Source organism: Nonomuraea sp. NPDC049725 (assembly GCF_040674795.1).
GTDB classification, from domain to species: Bacteria; Actinomycetota; Actinomycetes; order Streptosporangiales; family Streptosporangiaceae; genus Nonomuraea; species Nonomuraea ceibae.
Genome location: NZ_JBFANJ010000008.1, coordinates 419,796 through 436,108, shown reverse-complemented (window position 1 = coordinate 436,108; position 16,313 = coordinate 419,796). Strand labels below are relative to the sequence as shown.

General features: G+C 70.8%; 14 protein-coding genes. 9 read left to right on the top strand and 5 right to left on the bottom strand.

From position 1 onward, the window contains the following. Window positions 1-91: 91 nt before the first annotated feature. A complete protein-coding gene (locus AB0J53_RS23380; RefSeq protein WP_364175640.1) occupies window positions 92-1,111 on the bottom strand; it encodes an SAM-dependent methyltransferase in 1,020 nt (339 codons plus the stop codon). Between the two features lie 85 nt (window positions 1,112-1,196). Between AB0J53_RS23380 and AB0J53_RS23375 the strand changes: the two genes are divergently transcribed. Further along, a complete protein-coding gene (locus AB0J53_RS23375) occupies window positions 1,197-2,123 on the top strand; it encodes a bifunctional riboflavin kinase/FAD synthetase (RefSeq protein WP_219503535.1) in 927 nt (308 codons plus the stop codon). 8 nt (window positions 2,124-2,131) lie between these two features. Here AB0J53_RS23375 and AB0J53_RS23370 read toward each other — a convergent pair whose 3' ends face one another. Further along, on the bottom strand, window positions 2,132-2,707 hold the full coding sequence (locus AB0J53_RS23370) for a TetR/AcrR family transcriptional regulator (protein WP_219503532.1): 576 nt from the start codon (window positions 2,705-2,707) through the stop codon (window positions 2,132-2,134). Between the two features lie 70 nt (window positions 2,708-2,777). Between AB0J53_RS23370 and AB0J53_RS23365 the strand changes: the two genes are divergently transcribed. From AB0J53_RS23365 to AB0J53_RS23340, 6 genes are all read left to right on the top strand, one after another. Next, complete coding sequence (locus tag AB0J53_RS23365; RefSeq protein WP_364175637.1) at window positions 2,778-3,179, top strand: VOC family protein; 402 nt, start codon at window positions 2,778-2,780, stop codon at window positions 3,177-3,179. Window positions 3,180-3,318: 139 nt separating this feature from the next. Then, on the top strand, window positions 3,319-3,588 hold the full coding sequence (rpsO, locus tag AB0J53_RS23360) for a 30S ribosomal protein S15 (RefSeq protein WP_049573881.1): 270 nt from the start codon (window positions 3,319-3,321) through the stop codon (window positions 3,586-3,588). A gap of 276 nt (window positions 3,589-3,864) precedes the next feature. Next, on the top strand, window positions 3,865-6,195 hold the full coding sequence (locus AB0J53_RS23355; RefSeq protein ID WP_364175633.1) for a polyribonucleotide nucleotidyltransferase: 2,331 nt from the start codon (window positions 3,865-3,867) through the stop codon (window positions 6,193-6,195). After that, the gene (locus AB0J53_RS23350; RefSeq protein ID WP_357585426.1) at window positions 6,195-7,502 is read left to right on the top strand and encodes a pitrilysin family protein; all 1,308 of its coding nucleotides are present in this window, start codon (window positions 6,195-6,197) and stop codon (window positions 7,500-7,502) included. The genes AB0J53_RS23355 and AB0J53_RS23350 overlap by 1 nt, the downstream gene beginning before the upstream one ends. 19 nt (window positions 7,503-7,521) lie before the next feature. Then, window positions 7,522-8,259 (top strand): 4-hydroxy-tetrahydrodipicolinate reductase, encoded by a 738-nt coding sequence (gene dapB / locus AB0J53_RS23345; RefSeq protein WP_219503524.1) that lies wholly within the window; start codon window positions 7,522-7,524, stop codon window positions 8,257-8,259. 140 nt (window positions 8,260-8,399) lie between these two features. Continuing rightward, entirely contained in the window at window positions 8,400-8,879 is a 480-nt protein-coding gene (locus tag AB0J53_RS23340; protein ID WP_219503521.1) for a GNAT family N-acetyltransferase, read from the top strand. 84 nt (window positions 8,880-8,963) lie between these two features. On the opposite strand, the gene AB0J53_RS23335 is transcribed toward AB0J53_RS23340, so the two are convergent. Continuing rightward, a complete protein-coding gene (locus AB0J53_RS23335) occupies window positions 8,964-9,743 on the bottom strand; it encodes an AAC(3) family N-acetyltransferase (RefSeq protein ID WP_219503519.1) in 780 nt (259 codons plus the stop codon). A 271-nt stretch (window positions 9,744-10,014) separates the two neighbouring features. Between AB0J53_RS23335 and AB0J53_RS23330 the strand changes: the two genes are divergently transcribed. Continuing rightward, complete coding sequence (locus AB0J53_RS23330) at window positions 10,015-11,304, top strand: MFS transporter (RefSeq protein ID WP_364175628.1); 1,290 nt, start codon at window positions 10,015-10,017, stop codon at window positions 11,302-11,304. Window positions 11,305-11,307: 3 nt separating this feature from the next. Here AB0J53_RS23330 and AB0J53_RS23325 read toward each other — a convergent pair whose 3' ends face one another. Beyond that, the gene (locus AB0J53_RS23325; RefSeq protein WP_364175625.1) at window positions 11,308-13,287 is read right to left on the bottom strand and encodes a hypothetical protein; all 1,980 of its coding nucleotides are present in this window, start codon (window positions 13,285-13,287) and stop codon (window positions 11,308-11,310) included. A 165-nt stretch (window positions 13,288-13,452) separates the two neighbouring features. Next, entirely contained in the window at window positions 13,453-13,611 is a 159-nt protein-coding gene (fxsA, locus tag AB0J53_RS23320; RefSeq protein ID WP_219503507.1) for an FxSxx-COOH cyclophane-containing RiPP peptide, read from the bottom strand. Window positions 13,612-13,779: 168 nt separating this feature from the next. Between fxsA and fxsT the strand changes: the two genes are divergently transcribed. Then, window positions 13,780-16,293 (top strand): FxSxx-COOH system tetratricopeptide repeat protein, encoded by a 2,514-nt coding sequence (fxsT, locus tag AB0J53_RS23315; RefSeq protein WP_364175622.1) that lies wholly within the window; start codon window positions 13,780-13,782, stop codon window positions 16,291-16,293. The last annotated feature ends 20 nt before the right edge of the window (window positions 16,294-16,313 follow it).

The window sequence follows — 16,313 nt, the reverse complement described above, 5'->3', positions numbered from 1 at the left end:
GACCTCAGCAACCGGAGACCGTCACCACCACACAGCCAATCTGAAACGAAACACACCTCATGTGGTGTCCCGAATACTCACGGTCAGCTCACTAGGCGGGTTTGCGGGCGACCATGATGTCGCGCACGATCGCCTGGTCGACCCAGTGCTCGAAGTCGGGGTAGGCGACCACGTCGAGGCCGGCGGAGGCGAGGATCGCGGCGAGGTCGTCGCGGGTGCCGCCGTAGGTGTTCCAGGAGATGCCGAGGGCGCCGCCGGGCCGCAGCAGGCCGGCCCAGACGGGCGCGGCCTTGGCGATCAGCTCCAGCGGGCTGCGTGACAGCCCGCTGCCGCCCTTGCTGCCGTGCTGCACGCCGTAGGGGGCGTCGGTGGCGATGAGGTGGAACGTGCCCGGCTTGAAGAACTCGCGCGAGCGCAGGGTGTCGGCGTTGACCACCGAGACGTGCTGGGTGTCGCCCGCCTTGAACGCCTCCTTGGTGAGCCCGAACGTCACCTGCAGTCGCCGCCCGACCAGGGCGCGCTCGCGCCGGACGGGGACGGTCTCGGCGGTGTGCTTGAGCCTCTTGTCGCGCAGCCACTTCTTGATGAAGCCGGAGTAGGCCTCGAAGTCCTTGGCGTCGACGTCAACGCCATAGGCGTCATATCCGTACATGAGGGCCTGGTTGAGCGTCGTGCCGCGCCCGCACATCGGGTCGAACACGGACAGCCGGGCGTCCATCGGGAAGTCGGTGGCCAGCGCCGTGACGTTGAGCAGCAGCTTGGTGAAGTGCTCGTTCGTCTTGCCGGCGTACTTCTGGATCGTGATCAGGTCGCTGCTCAGCCGGTCGAGCGGGCGCATCGTCAGCGGGCGCAGCAGCTCGCCCTCCCGCTCGAACAGCGCGTAGACCGACGACAGGTTGGACAGGCGCGCGACCTCGTCCGCGCCGAGCGGCCCGGCCGTCTCGAACGTGACGTAGGGCAGGCCGCCGATCAGCCGCTCCTCGATGCCCGAGACGCCGTCCGGCAGCGCCCGTCCGGCGAAGACCGTCAGCTCGGAGCGGGTGAGCCGGGGCGCGCTCTCCCCGTAGACGCGGTTGAAGGCAGGCAGGATGAGAAAGGCGTACTGAGGCATGGTGGGGACGATCGTACCCGCCCGATTGCGGGTAACGGGGCCGCGCATGGCAGGCTTGTTCAGGGATTGATCCGCCACGAAGCGAATGGGGCCGGGCGTGCGGGATTCGGAGAGGTCTGTCGTCACGATCGGCGTGTTCGACGGGGTGCACCGGGGGCACCAGCGGGTGGCCGGGCGGGCCGTGGAGATCGCCCGCGAGCGCGGGATGCGGTCCGTGGCGCTCACGTTCGAGCCGCATCCGGAGGAGGTCGTGCGGCCCGGCTACCGGCCGCTGCGGCTGACGGCGGCGCGCCGCCGGGCCGGCCTGCTGGCCGGGCTGGGCGTGCAGGAGGTGCGGGTGCTCGGGTTCACGGTGGAGATGTCGGAGCTGAGCCCGGCCGAGTTCGCCCAGGAGGTGCTCGCCGACGACCTGCGCGCGGCCGTGGTCGTGGTGGGGGAGGACTTCGCGTTCGGCCACCGCGCCGCCGGTGACGCCGAGGTGCTGCGCGCGCTGGGCGACAAGTTCGACTTCACGGTCGAGGAGGTGCCGCTGCTCGACGCGGTCTCCTCGACGGAGATCCGCAGGCGGGTGGCCGACGGCGACGTCGCGGGCGCCGCCGCCGACCTGGGCCGCCCGCACCGGGTGGAGGGCGTCGTGGTGCGCGGCTACCAGCGCGGCCGTCAGCTCGGCTTCCCGACGGCCAACGTCGAGACCCCGCCGCAGACGGCCATCCCCGCCGACGGCGTCTACGCCGGCTGGCTGGAGTGCGTGCCCGTGGCCAACCTGCCCGCCCTCTACGAGGGCGAGCGCTGGCCCGCCGCCATCTCCGTCGGCACCAACCCCACGTTCGAGGGAGTGCCGCGCACCGTCGAGGCGTACGCGCTCGACCGCGACGACCTGGAGCTGTACGGCGTGCACGTGGCGGTGGAGTTCGCGGCGCGGCTACGCGGCAACACCCGCTTCGACTCGATCGAGGAGCTCGTCGCGCAGATCCACGCCGACGTCGACGAGGCCAGGAGGCTGACCTCCTAACACGCTCCTCAACGCAGCGAGTCGAGCAGTCTCGACAGCGCGGCCTGGGTGTCGGCCAGGTCGCCGGGCCGCGCCGATCCGGCCAGCCAGAGCGCGGCCTCGTTCATCGCCCCCGACAGCAGGTGGGTCAGCGGGGCGACCGGCTGGGGCGCGATCACGCCCTCGTCGATCAGTGCGGTCAGCGCCTCGGCCAGGTGGCGGGCCGAGGCGGCCTCGTCCATCGCCCGCCACTCGCTCCAGCCCAGCACGGCGGGCCCGTCGACCAGCATGATGCGCTGCACCTCGGGGTCCGCGCCCGCCGCCAGGAACGCGGCACAGCCCGCCTTGAGCTGCGCCCACGCGCCGGACTCGGCGTCGGCGGCGGCCGCGACCCGGGCCGCGACCTCCTGCTGCACCTCCTCCAGCACGGCCCTGAACAGCTCGGCCTTGCCGTCGAAGTGGTGGTAGAGGGCGCCCTTGGTGACGCCGGACTCGCGCACGATCTCGGCCAGCCCCACCGCCGCGTAGCCGTGCCCGGCGAACAGCCGCCTGGCCACGCTGATCAGCGTCTTCCTGGTGCGTTCGCGCTGCTCTGCCCTGGTCATCCTGCGCTCCTCTTTGACATACCGTCGGTATGCCAACTAGCGTACCATCGGTATGTGAAAGGAGTTGGGCATGGAGCTCAGCAGTTACTATCCGGTCATCTGCACCGACAAGGTGGCCGAGTCGCGTGACTTCTACGTCGAGCGGTTCGGGTTCGAGGTGACGTTCGAGGCAGACTGGTACGTGAGCCTGCGCCGGGGCGCGTACGAGCTGGCGTTGCTCGACCACGCGCACCCGACGCTGCCCGAGGCGTACCGGAAGAGGGCCGCCGGCGTGCTGCTCAACTTCGAGGTCGCCGACGTCGACGCCGAATGGCGGCGGCTCGTCGTCGACGGCGGCCTGAAGCCCGAGCTGGAGCTGCGCAGCGAGGACTTCGGCCAGCGCCACTTCATCGTCGCCGACCCCACGGGCGTGCTCATCGACGTGATCACCAACATCGAGCCGACGGAGGAGTACGCCGCGCAGTACGCATGAGGTGGTAACCTTGCATGTCGGCTCTGTAACGGCGGTGCTGTGCGCTGCCCTGACGGCCTTCGCGCGGCGACTGTAGGCACGCACGGTCGTTCGCAACATTTCTGTTTCATTCACGCGTGCCCGTAGAAGAAGGAGAGCCGTGTCCCTCGACACCGCTGCCAAGAAGACCATCATCGCGGAGTACGCGACCGTCGACGGTGACACCGGGTCGCCCGAGGTGCAGATCGCGCTGCTCAGCAAGCGCATCAGCGAGCTCACCGAGCACCTGAAGACCCACAAGCACGACCACCACAGCCGTCGTGGCCTGCTGCTGCTCGTCGGTCGCCGTCGTCGCCTGCTCAAGTACCTGCAGAAGGTCGACATCGCGCGTTACCGTTCGCTCATCGAGCGGCTCGGCCTGCGCCGATAACATGGAAAGGGAGCGGCGTGCCTCGCCGCTCCCTTCTCATATGGTCCGGCGCGTCGAGCGGCACCGCCGCACGCGCCTGACGTACAACTGAATATCCGAGACACTGAGAGCCCCCGCGTCCGCTCAGCACCATGCGACCCGCGACGCCTGCGGGCCGGTCCTCGGTAGTGGCTTCCGGTAACCAAGACCGGGCGCTTCGATCGAAGACCGGCGCTGCACCTAACGAGGGTGCCGGTGAAATGGGCGCGGGAGACCGACTGACCAAGGAGGTCCCCCGTGGAGGGTGTCCACACTGCTGAAGCCGTCATCGACAACGGCTCATTCGGCACGCGCACGGTCCGGTTCGAGACCGGCAGGCTCGCGCGTCAGGCGGCCGGCAGCGCCGTCGCCTATCTCGACAACGACACGATGGTCCTGTCCGCGACCACCGCGTCCAAGAACCCCAAGGAAAACCTCGACTTCTTCCCGCTCACGGTCGACGTCGAGGAGCGCATGTACGCCGCGGGCCGCATCCCCGGCTCGTTCTTCCGCCGTGAGGGCCGTCCCTCCGAGGACGCCATCCTCACCTGCCGCCTGATCGACCGGCCGCTGCGCCCCTCGTTCGTCAAGGGCCTGCGCAACGAGATCCAGGTCGTCGCGACGATCATGGCGCTCAACCCCGAGCACCTCTACGACGTGGTCGCCATCAACGCCGCCTCGCTGTCCACCCAGCTCGCCGGGCTGCCCTTCTCCGGCCCGATCGGCGGCGTGCGCGTCGCGCTGATCGACGGCCAGTGGGTCGCCTTCCCGACCCACCCCGAGCTGGAGCGCGCCACGTTCGACATGGTCGTGGCCGGCCGCCTGCTCGACGACGGCGACGTCGCGATCATGATGGTCGAGGCCGAGTCCACCCGCGACACGCTCAAGCTGGTCGCCGACGGCGCCGTCGCCCCCACCGAGGAGACGGTCGCCGAGGGCCTGGAGGCCGCCAAGCCGTTCATCAAGGTGCTGTGCGAGGCCCAGGGCCGCATCGCCCAGGTCGCCGCCAAGGAGACGGCCGAATACCCGGTCTTCCCCGACTACCAGGAAGACGTCTACGCCGCGGTCGAGTCCGCGGTGAAGACCGAGCTGGCCGCCGCCCTCACCATCGCGGGCAAGCAGGAGCGCGAGAACGAGCTCGACCGCATCAAGGCGGTCGCCGCCGAGAAGCTGCTGCCGGAGTTCGAGGGCCGCGAGAAGGAGATCTCCGCCGCCTACCGCTCGGCGATGAAGAAGCTCATGCGCGAGCGGGTCATCAACGAGGGCGTCCGCATCGACGGCCGCGGCACCAAGGACATCCGCGCCCTGTCGGCCGAGGTCCACGTGGTGCCCCGGGTGCACGGCTCGGCCCTGTTCGAGCGCGGCGAGACCCAGATCCTGGGCATCACCACGCTGAACATGCTGCGCATGGAGCAGGTCATCGACACGCTCAACCCCGAGCGGACCAAGCGCTACATGCACAACTACAACTTCCCGCCCTACTCCACCGGTGAGACCGGCCGCGTGGGCTCGCCCAAGCGCCGCGAGATCGGCCACGGCGCGCTCGCCGAGCGGGCGCTCATCCCGGTCCTCCCCTCGCGCGAGGAGTTCCCGTACGCCATCCGCCAGGTCTCCGAGGCGCTCGGCTCCAACGGCTCCACCTCGATGGGCTCGGTCTGCGCCTCCACGATGGCGCTGCTCGACGCCGGTGTGCCGCTCAAGGAGATGGTCGCGGGCATCGCGATGGGGCTGATCGGCGAGGGTGACGACTACGTCACGCTGACCGACATCCTCGGCGCCGAGGACGCCATGGGCGACATGGACTTCAAGGTCGCCGGCACCCGCGACGTCATCACCGCGCTCCAGCTCGACACCAAGCTCGACGGCATCCCCGCCTCGGTGCTGGCCGGCGCGCTCAAGCAGGCCAAGGGCGCCCGCCTGGCGATCCTCGACGTCATGCAGGAGGCCATCGCCTCCCCGGCGGAGATGAACCCGACGGCGCCGCGCATCATCACGATCAAGGTCCCGGTGGACAAGATCGGCGAGGTCATCGGCCCGAAGGGCAAGATGATCAACCAGATCCAGGACGACACGGGCGCCGAGATCACCATCGAGGACGACGGCACGATCTACATCGGCGCCACCGACGGCCCCTCGGCCGAGGCGGCCCGGTCGGCGATCAACGCCATCGCCAACCCGCACATGCCGGAGGTCGGCGAGCGCTACCTGGGCACGGTCGTCAAGATCGCCGCCTTCGGCGCGTTCATCTCGCTGATGCCCGGCAAGGACGGCCTCCTGCACGTCTCGCAGATCCGCAAGCTGCACGGCGGCAAGCGCATCGAGAACGTCGAGGACGTGATGAGCGTCGGCGAGAAGATCCAGGTGGAGATCGCCGAGATCGACCAGCGCGGCAAGCTCTCCCTGGTGCCCGTCGAGGTCATCGAGAAGGAGGCGGCCGAGAAGGAGGCCAAGGCCGAGGCCGGCGGCGACGCCGAGCCCGAGGCCGCGGCCCCGGCAGGCGACGACAAGCCGCGCGAGGAGCGTCCGCGCCGCACCCGCACCCGGGTCCGCGCGCCCCGCGCCGACGACGGGGACGACCGCAACTCGTGATCACAACCACGCTGCATCCCGGCCGGGACGGGGCCGGGGTCGTCAAGCGCACCGTCCTCCCCGGTGGGCTGCGCGTGGTGACCGAGACCATGCCGACCGTGCGCAGTGTCGCGGTCGGCATGTGGGTCGGCATCGGCTCGCGTGATGAGGCCCCCGAGCACATGGGGGCCACCCACTTCCTCGAACACCTGCTGTTCAAGGGCACGCCCACCCGTGACGCCATGGAGATCTCGGCGTCCGTCGAGGGCATCGGCGGGGAGATCAACGCCTTCACCGCCAAGGAGTACACCTGCTACTACGCGCGGGTGCTCGACGAGGATCTGCCGATCGCCGTCGACGTGCTCGCCGACGTGGTCACCAGCTCGCTCGTCACCGAGGACGACGTCGAGTCGGAGCGGGGCGTGATCCTGGAGGAGATCGCCATGCACGACGACGACCCGTCCGACGTGGTGCACGAGCAGTTCGCGGCCGCGCTCTACGGCGACTCGCCGATCGGGCGGCCCATCCTCGGCACGGTCGAGTCGATCAACGCGCTCGGCCGCGACCGCATCGCCGAGTACTACCACCGCTACTACCGGCCGCTGCGCACGGTCGTCTCGGTGGCGGGCAACGTGCGCCACGAGGAGGTCGTGGAGCTGGTCATGCGGGCCTACGAGCGCTCGGGCGCCCTGACGGGCCCGGCCGACTACGCCCCGCCGCGCACCAGCGGCCCCGGCGCCCCGGCCCGCTCCGGCGTCCGCGTCCTCGACCGGCCGACCGAACAGGCCAACCTCGTCCTCGGCACCACCGGCATGTCGCGCACCGACGACCGCCGCTTCGCGCTCGGCGTGCTCAACGCCGCGCTCGGCGGCGGCATGTCGTCGCGGCTGTTCCAGGAGATCCGGGAGAAGCGCGGCCTGGCCTACTCCGCCTACAGCTACACCTCGGCCTACGCCGACACCGGCCAGTTCGGCATCTACGTCGGCTGCCTGCCGTCGAAGATCGACGACGTGCTCAAGATCTGCCGGGACGAGGTGGCCAGGGTGGTGGCCGACGGCCTGACCGAGGACGAGATCGTCCGGGGCAAGGGCCAGATGCGCGGCGGGCTCGTGCTCGGCCTGGAGGACACCGGCTCGCGCATGTCGCGCATCGGCAAGAACGAGCTCGTCTACGAGGAACTGCTCTCCGTGGACGAGGTGCTCGCCCGCATCGAGGCCGTCACCGCCGACGAGATCGCCGGCGTGGCCGCCGACGTGTTCAACCGGCCGCTCACGCTCGCCGTCATCGGCCCGTACGGGGACAAGGACTTCTCCGGCGCGATCGCCTGAGCGGTATAAGGTTGACCCCGTGATCAGGGTAGGTGTGCTCGGCGCGCGAGGCCGCGTGGGCGTCGAAGTGTGCAGGGCGGTCGAGGCGGCCGCCGACATGGAGCTGGTGGCCGCGCTCGACAAGGACGACCCCATCGAGGGCCTTGACGGCGCGGAGGTGGTGGTCGACTTCACCCATCCCGACGTGGTCATGGGCAACCTGGAGTGGGCCATCGCGCACGGCGTGCACCCGGTGGTGGGCACCACTGGGTTCGACGCCGGGCGGCTCGACACCGTGCGCGGCTGGCTGGCCGCCTCCCCGGGCACCAACTGCCTCATCGCCCCCAACTTCGGCATCGCCGCCGTGCTCATGATGCACTTCGCCGCCCAGGCGGCACGTCACTTCGAGTCGGTCGAGATCGTCGAGCTGCACCACCCTGGCAAGGCCGACGCCCCGTCGGGCACCGCCCGGCGCACCGCCGAGCTGGTGGCCGAGTCGCGCGCCAAGGCCGGGTCCCCCGCCATGCCCGACGCCACCACCACCGAGCTCGACGGCGCGCGCGGCGCCGACGTCGACGGGGTCAGGGTGCACGCGGTGCGCCTGGCCGGGCTGATCGCCCACCAGGAGGTGCTGCTCGGCGGCGACGGCGAGACGCTCACGATCCGCCACGACACCATGAGCCGCTCCGCGTTCGCCCCCGGCGTGCTGCTCGGCGTGCGCCGGGTGCGCGAGCTGCCCGGCCTCACCGTCGGCCTGGAGCCCCTGCTCGACCTCTAGACGGAGGCCGTGCCCGCCACCTCGGGACGAGGTCGCGGGCACGGGTGAAGGAGGGGTTCCCGGCTCCGCACAGCCGAGCCTACGATCATCACACTAATATTCGCGGGCGTCCGCGTCGGCAATCATGAGACCGTGTCGGCATGGTGCGATGGGCTGAATCCGCGGATCTTCCCGGCCTGACGGCTGTGGAGCTGGCCGCCGACGGGCTGTTCGAGCAGGTGGGCATCACGTTCCCGCCGGGCACGACGATGATCGAGGAGGTCACCGACCCCGGCCCGGTGCTGGTGGAGGGCGACCCGCCCGACGGCTTCGCCCTCGTCGGCCACGTCGACGGCAACCTCCACCTCGAACAGCTTGCCGTACGCCCCGAGCGGATGCGCCGGGGCATCGGCGGCCGGCTCGTCGCCGCCGTCCTCGACCACGCCCGCGCCACGGGCGCCCCCGCCGTGACGCTGACCACCTTCCGCGACGTGCCCTGGAACGCCCCCTGGTACGAGCGCCACGGCTTCCACGTCCTGCCCGCCGAGGACTGGGGCCCGGAGCTGCGCGCCCTGGTGGAGCACGAGCGCGCCCTGGGCATCGACGTGGCCCCCCGCGTCGTCATGAGCGCCATCCCCTGACGGCGGTGGTGCTTCCGAGCTTCCGGTATCGGTGGCGGGTGCTTCCGGTAACGGCGGGGCGCTTCCCGTGTCGGCGGGGTGCTTTTAGCGGTTGGCGGTGAGCCAGGCGACGGCGAAGTCCACGGCCGTCCTCAGCGGGAACAGCCGCGCGGTAGCGTCCCCCACAGGCCCGCGCCGCACCCGGCAGGCCCGCTCGAACGCGGCGCCCAGCGCGGCGAAGTCGCCCGCGTCGAGGTCCACGTCCTCGAACTCGCACCACTCCCGCCCCCGCCCGTCGTCCACCACCCCCCGGTACGACCGGCGCGGCGGATCGTCACGGAAGCGGTACTCGGCCAGGTGGAAGGCCGTGCACCGGTCGTAGCCGACGCCGAGCAGCAGCACGAGCGCCCCGGCGTCGTACAGCCGGCCGAGCGGCGAACGCTCGCCGAGCAGGCAGTCACGCGCGTGACCGTCGATGACGGCGGCGGCGTGCGGCCCCACGGCGGCGAACGAGGTGTGCGGGTGCGCGCTGCGCCGCGCCCCGGGAAGCTGCCGGACGTGCTCGGGTATGCGCCCCATCAGTGCCGTCGGCGTCGTCGCCGGGTCGTACGCGGGCATGGCGGCCCGATGCCGGGCGACCTCCTCGGCGCTCATCCCGGCGACGAGGGCGCGATAGCAGGAGGAGGTGTCGGAGTTGGCCGGGGTCCCGGTGGGGACCACGAGCGTGCCGCCGGGCCCCAGCAGGTCACGCAGCGCGGCGACGACGGCCGGAGCACCGCCGTGAACCCGGCCGATGGCACTGAGCGAGGAGTGCACCAGGACGACCTGTCCGGGCGCGACGCCCAGCGCCGCGAAAGCGTGCCTTAAATGGTGATAATTGGGCATCTAACACCTCATTCCTGCTCAATGGCGCTTTCTATACACGAGAGTCGACTAAATGATCTTTCGCAAGCAAATGGCCATATTTCGTGCTGGTGAGGCGTGCTTTCCGGGGTGAGAGACGGCTGACGGGTCCTGATCGCTCCCATATAATTCGACGGGCCGTACGCGGCCAAAATCCTGTATCCACTCCCCACTGAGGCGGGTCGTCGCCGTGGCAATCGCCTCCTGTGAGCCTAAGGTCAACTCCGGGAAAGAACGGGGTGAGGCGAGGGGATTGAGGAGTACGGGTGGGGCACGCGGCCGCCCGCGTCTGCCCAAGCGGCTGGAATTTCCGGTCGCCTGGACCAGCTCCGCCCTGTCCACGGTCGGCACCCGGACGCTCCACGTCGCCTATCCGCTCCTCGCCCTCGCGCAGACCGGCTCGCCCACCGCCGCCGGTTGGACCGGGTTCGCCCTGACCATTCCCATTCTGGTCTTCTACGTCCCGGGTGGCCTCGTCGTCGATCGCCTGTCACCAAGGACGATCATGTTCGTCGCCGAGCTGGGCCGTTTCCTCACCGTGCTGTCGGTGCTGGCCTCGCTGGCGTTCGGCGAGCCCCACCTGGTGCATCTCATCCTGGCCGCCCTCCTGGAGGGCGCGCTCTGGGTGATGTACAACCTCGCGGAGACGTCGCTCCTGCCGTCGCTGGTGGAGCCGGTGAAAGTACGCAGCGCGCTGGCCAAGAGCGAGGGGGCGGGGCATCTGGCCTCGCTGGCGGGCCGGCCGCTCGGCGGCTACCTGTTCGGGCTGGGGGCGATGGTCCCGTTCGTGCTGAACGCCGTCCTGTTCTTCCTCTCCTCGCTGCTGACGCTTCCGCTGCTGCGCCGCTCCGGCCCCCGGCCGCCTCGCGCGTCGCTGCTGCACGACCTGTCGGGAGGGTTCCGCGTGCTGCGCAGGCAGGTCTTCCTGCGGGGCGCGATCACGCTGGTGACGCTGACCAACCTGCTCGTCAACACGCTCGTGATGATCTTCATCGCGGGCTCCGAAGGCATGTCGCCGCTGACCATCGGGCTGGTGCTGGCCGTGGGCGGCGTGGGCGGGGCGCTGGGCGCCCTGCGGGCCCACTACAGGAAGCCGAGCGGATCCACCCTGCTGGTCCACGCGTGGATCTGGGCCGGGGCGATGTTCCTGGCGATGGTCGGCGCGCTGCTGCAGGCGGTGCTGGGCACCACCTGGCAGTTGTGGCCGATCTTCTTCGCCCTCGCCTTCATCACCACCGGCTACGGCGGCGCGATGAGCAACGTGGCGATCAGGGTGACGGAGGTGGAGCACATCGCGCCCCGCGAGCTGGCACGGGTGATCGGCGTCTCCCGGCTGTCCTCCTACGGCGCCCTCTGCTTCGCCGCGCCGCTCGGCGGCCTGCTCGTCACCTGGTGCGGCATCGAGGGCGGGTCGATCGTGCTGTTCGTGCTGATGCTGGTCCTGGCGCTCGCGGCGACCTACCTGCCGGGCGTGCGGAACTGGCTGACCCCACCCCTGCCGAGCAGGCTGTACGAGCAGCACACCCCCGCACAGGCCGTGTGACCGCTACACGCTGACGAGCCGCCTGGCGTCCTTCTCCATGTGGCCGGGCAGGGGCGGCGCCGAGGCGGAGATGGCCCGCCGCGCCAGGTCGGCCGCGGACGTGGTCTGCCCCGCGAGCTCCTTGACCTTGGCCGCGTAGAGCAGCAGCGGGCCGTGGTCGGCGACCTCGGCCAGCGCGTCGGCCATCTCCCGCTCGGCCTCGGCGAGGCTGTCGACCTGAGCCAGCGCGAGCGCGTGCGCCACCCGGGCGAACGGCCGGCGGAGCGGCCGGGCCCGTTCCAGGTCCCGCAGCGCGTCGCGGCCCCGGCCCATCCCGGCCAGGATCTGCCCCCGGCCGAGCAGCGCGTCGAGGTTGTTGCCCTCGCGGTCGAGCACGCCGTCGAGCACCCCGAGGGCCGCCTCGGGATGGCCGCCGTGCCACAGCGCCCAGGCCAGCTCGGTCTGGACGGCGAGGTCGGCGGGCAGGCGGATCATCGCCGCGCGCAGGTCGCGGACCGCCTCCTCGGGCGAGCCCTGAGCCAGCCGCAGCCGGCCGATGGCCGTGAGCAGCGGCCCGACGGCGGTCGCCACCCCGGCGCTCTCGAAGCCCTTGGCGGCCCTGCTGTAGCGGGAGACGGCGGCGGCCAGGTTGCCGCGCCGGTGGTCGACGTTGCCCAGCAGCGATTCGATCTCGGCGCGCAGCTCCAGCTCGTCGTCCTGGGAACGCGCCAGCGCCTCCTCGCCGCGCCTGGCGGCCAGGGCCAGGTCACCCTCCCGCAGGGCCCCCTCGGCGGCCCGCAGGCAGTCCTCGGGCGGTGACGGCGCCCTGGGAGGGGCGTGCACCGGCTGGACGTCCTGAGGGCGTGGCAACCGGTCGTAGGCGAGCTCGTACCAGCCCTCGCCCTTGTGCCGGCCGGCTCGCAGCAGGTGGCGCTTGACGAGCAGCTCGAACGCGGGCTCGCCGATCCCGGTGACCCCGGCCAGGCCCTGGCCGACCGGCCGCCCGCCCGCGGGCGAGGCGCCGAAGGTCAGCCGCAGCCAGGTGCGCAGCCCGTGCTCGTCGCCGTCGAACCGCTCGGCGGCCAGGTCGGCGATCAGCCGGTCGTAGTGGCGGGCGAGCACCGAGTCCGCGTCGCCGTGCCGGAGCACGTCGCGTACCGAGATCGTGCCGCCGTGCGGCGGCAGCGCCTTCCACAGCGCCTCGCAGACCACCTGGAGCTGGACCGGCTCCACGCCCTCCCCGTGGCGCGCGATGTCCGAACGGGCCCTGATGTCGGCCAGGTCGTTCACCAGCTGCTCGGCGGCGGCCTCGGACAGGGCGCGGCCGGTGCCGGCCATCGGCCGCGTGACCGCTTCCAGCGCGGCGTCGGGCCCGAGGGGCCCCAGCTCGTAACGTGCCGCTGCGGGGCCGGCCAGCGCCCGCTCGTACGGTTCGACGTCGGTGAGGTGATCGGCGCGGACGGAGAGCAGGACGCGCAGGCCCGGATCGGCCTGGAGCGCCTCGGCGAGCTGGCCGAAGAACCAGTCGCGGTAGGGCTGGTCCCGCCCGTCGGCGGTGAACAGCTCCTCGGCCTGGTCGATGCTCACCATCGTGAGCGTGCGCTCCCCGTGGACGTCGCGCTTGACCGGACGGGACCGCAGGAACGCGCGGATCGTCAGACCGGCCAGCCGCGTGGGCGGCGCCATCGGCGACCACGACAGCAGAAGGGCCAGCACGTACGGATCGTGGTCGGGCAGCGCGGCCTGTGGATAGGCCGAGCCGTACGTGACCCGGCCGACCGGGAGCACGTCGGTCCGGTTGGGGCTGAGCAGCGGGATGACCCCCGCCTGGAGCAGGGACGTCTTGCCCGTGCCCGACGCGCCGTACAGGACCGTCAGCGGCCGGCTCTCCCAGAGCTCGCGGATGTCACGGGCTTCGCCGTCGCGTCCGAAAAAGGCGTGGTTATCCTCGGCGTGATAGGGGCGTAAACCTTTGTACGGTCCCGCCGCCCGCCGCGTTCTCATGCCGGAAGTCACCATGTCGATCCCATCCGCAGCCGCGTTTCACCGCACAGGTCCCCGGTGTAATGGTGCGCGATATCCTCGCACGTGCGGTCGGACCGGCACACCTGCCCGCGGGGACAAAGTGTTCTCCGGAACGCGGTTTTACCGCCCCTCCGGGGAGGCGTGTCAGATCGAATTCGAGAATGCGGCGACCTGCTCCTTGTCGTCGCCCAGGCAGGAGGCCACCGCCGCACGCAGGGCCGCGCTCTCCAGATCCTCCAGGTTGCGTAGCGACACGGAGGTGACGTCGATCAGCTGACCTGATCCGTACTGCCGGTCACGCATGTGCACTCCTCTGTTTCGGCCTGCCCGAATACCGATTGGCGCGATGGCAAATTATGAGCGTGCGTGATACTTCTGATTATGATTCTGTGATAAGCGGGTCGAGTAATCAAGCTCTAGGATGAGCCATATGATTGCCCGGCGCGTCCGGGTGCGGAGCGGAGGATCGACGTGACGGAGAATTCGTACTCCATGGCGCAGGGACCGAAGGTCTGGGAAAAGGTGCCCAAACGGAATCCGAACTTCACCGGCCGCAACGATCTTCTGACCGCTCTTCGCAAGAGCATCAACACCGTCACCGCCGTCGTGGCGCAGCCGCAGGCCCTGCAGGGGCTCGGCGGCGTGGGCAAGACCCAGCTCGCGATCGAGTACGCGTGGCAGTACCGCGCCCACTACGAGTTCGTCTGGTGGATCTCCGCCGACCAGCCCGTGCTCGTGCCGTCCGCGCTCGCCGCGATGGGCCCGGCGCTCGGCCTGCCCCCGGCCACCGGGGTGGAGCAGGCGACCCAGGCGGTGCTGCGCACGCTGGAGAGCGGCACGCCGTACCGGAGCTGGCTGGTGATCTTCGACAACGCGGAGGAGCCCGAGTACATCAAGGACTTCATCCCGCGAGGTCCCGGCCACGTCCTCATCACCTCGCGCAACTCGCGCTGGAGCGACCACGAGCCGACCATCCAGGTGGACGTCTTCGAGCGCCAGGAGAGCGTCGACTTCCTGCGCAAGCGTCTCAGGGGCACGGTCGGGGAGGCGGACGCGGACCTGATCGCCGAGAAGCTCGGCGACCTCCCGCTGGCGCTGGAGCAGGCGGGCGCCCTGCTGGCCAGGACGCTCATGCCGGTGGAGGAGTACGTGGCGCTGCTGGACGAGCAGACCAGCCGGCTGCTCAGCCTGGAGAAGGCGCCGATGTACCCGCAGTCGATGACGGCCGCCTGGCAGTTGTCGGTGTCGCAGCTGGAGGACCGGGTGCCCGAGGCGGTCGAGGTGCTGCGCTGCTGCGCGTTCTTCGGCCCTGAGCCCATCCCGCGCGACGTCTTCCGGCGCGGCGGCAACCGGTCGGTCGGCCCGCGGCTGGCGCCCATCCTGTCGGACCCGATCCTGCTGGCCAGCGCCCTGAGCAACCTCGAACGCTACGCGCTCGTCAAGGCCGAGCCCAACACCCGCACCCTCCAGGTCCACCGGCTGAACCAGGCGCTGCTGCGCGACGAGACGCCGGAGAAGGAACGCGGCGAGTTCCGCCACGAGGTGCACCTGCTCCTGGCCGGCAGCGCGCCGGACAACCCGGACGACACGAGCAAGTGGGCCAGTTTCGAGGAGCTGGCCGCGCACCTGCGTCCCTCCGGGCTGATCGACTGCGTGGATCCCGGGGTGCGCAAGTTCGCGCTCGACCTGGTGCGCTACATGTACGTGCGCGGCAGCTACACCCAGGCCCAGGCGCTGCTCGACGAGTACATCGAGAAGTGGACCGAGAAGAGCGGGGCTCGCCATCCCAACGTGCTGTCGGCCCGCGTCCACCTCGGCAACGTCTACCGGGCGCTGGCCCTCTACGACAAGGCCTACGACCTCGACTCGGTGACCTGGGAGCTGATGCGGGAGTCCCTGCGCCACGACCACGCCGACACGATCTGGGCCACCAGCAGCTACGCCGCCACCCTGCGGGGCCGCGGCGAGTTCAGCCGGGCGCGGGAGGTCGACCAGGAGGCGGTGGAGGCCTACGAGCGGCTGCACGGCGAGGACGACATCCTGACGCTGCGCTCCCGCAACAACCTGGCCGTCGACTACGCGCTCACCAGCGACTACGACCAGGCGCGCGAGATCCTGCAGAAGGTCTACCGGAAGGTGAGCGTCGAGGAGAACATGGGCAGCCGGTTCTTCCTGCAGATCTGGAGCAACCTCAACCGGGCCGTCCGGTTGAGCGGGCGGTTCCAGGCGGCTGCCGACATGGGCGAGGACCTGCACACCTACGGCGGCACCCACCTCGGCGAGGACCATCCCAACACGCTGCTGGCGGCCAAGGACTACGCGATCTCGCTGCGCCGGACGGGGCAGTTGGGCGAGGCCGTGGAGCTCATGCGTGACACCTACAAGCGCCTGCAGCGGCTGTACGGCGACCGGCACGGCGACACGATGGCTGCGGCGCTGGGCCTGTCCAACGCGTTGCGCGCCGCGGGCGAGCTCGAGGCGGCCGGGCAGCTGGCCGAGGAGGCGCTGCTCTACTATCCGTCGGTGTTCGGCGACGACCACCCCTTCACCCACGCCGTACGGATCAACCAGGCTCTGCTCCTGCGGCTGAGCGGCGACGTGACCACGGCGCGGCAGATGAACCAGCGCGCGCTGGCCGGTCTCACCGAGCGGGTCGGCCGCGCGCACGACTACACCGTCTCCTGCGCCGTCAACCTGCAGAACGACCTGGCCGCGCTCGGCGAGCACGACAGGGCCCGGCAGCTCGGCGAGGAGAACTACCGGGCGATCCGGACACACTTCAGCGAGGATCACTACCTGAGCATGATCTGCGCCGCCAACCTGAGCATCGACCTGCGCGAGACGGGGGCGGCGGAAGAGGCCGACCGGCTGCACGCCGAGACGATGAAGCGCTTCGCCCTGCACATGGGGCAGGACCATCCCGACAGCCTGGCGGCGGCGTCCGGCCTGCGCATCGACACGGACTTCGACCCGCCGCCCCTCTGACCCGCCGCCCCTCTGACCCG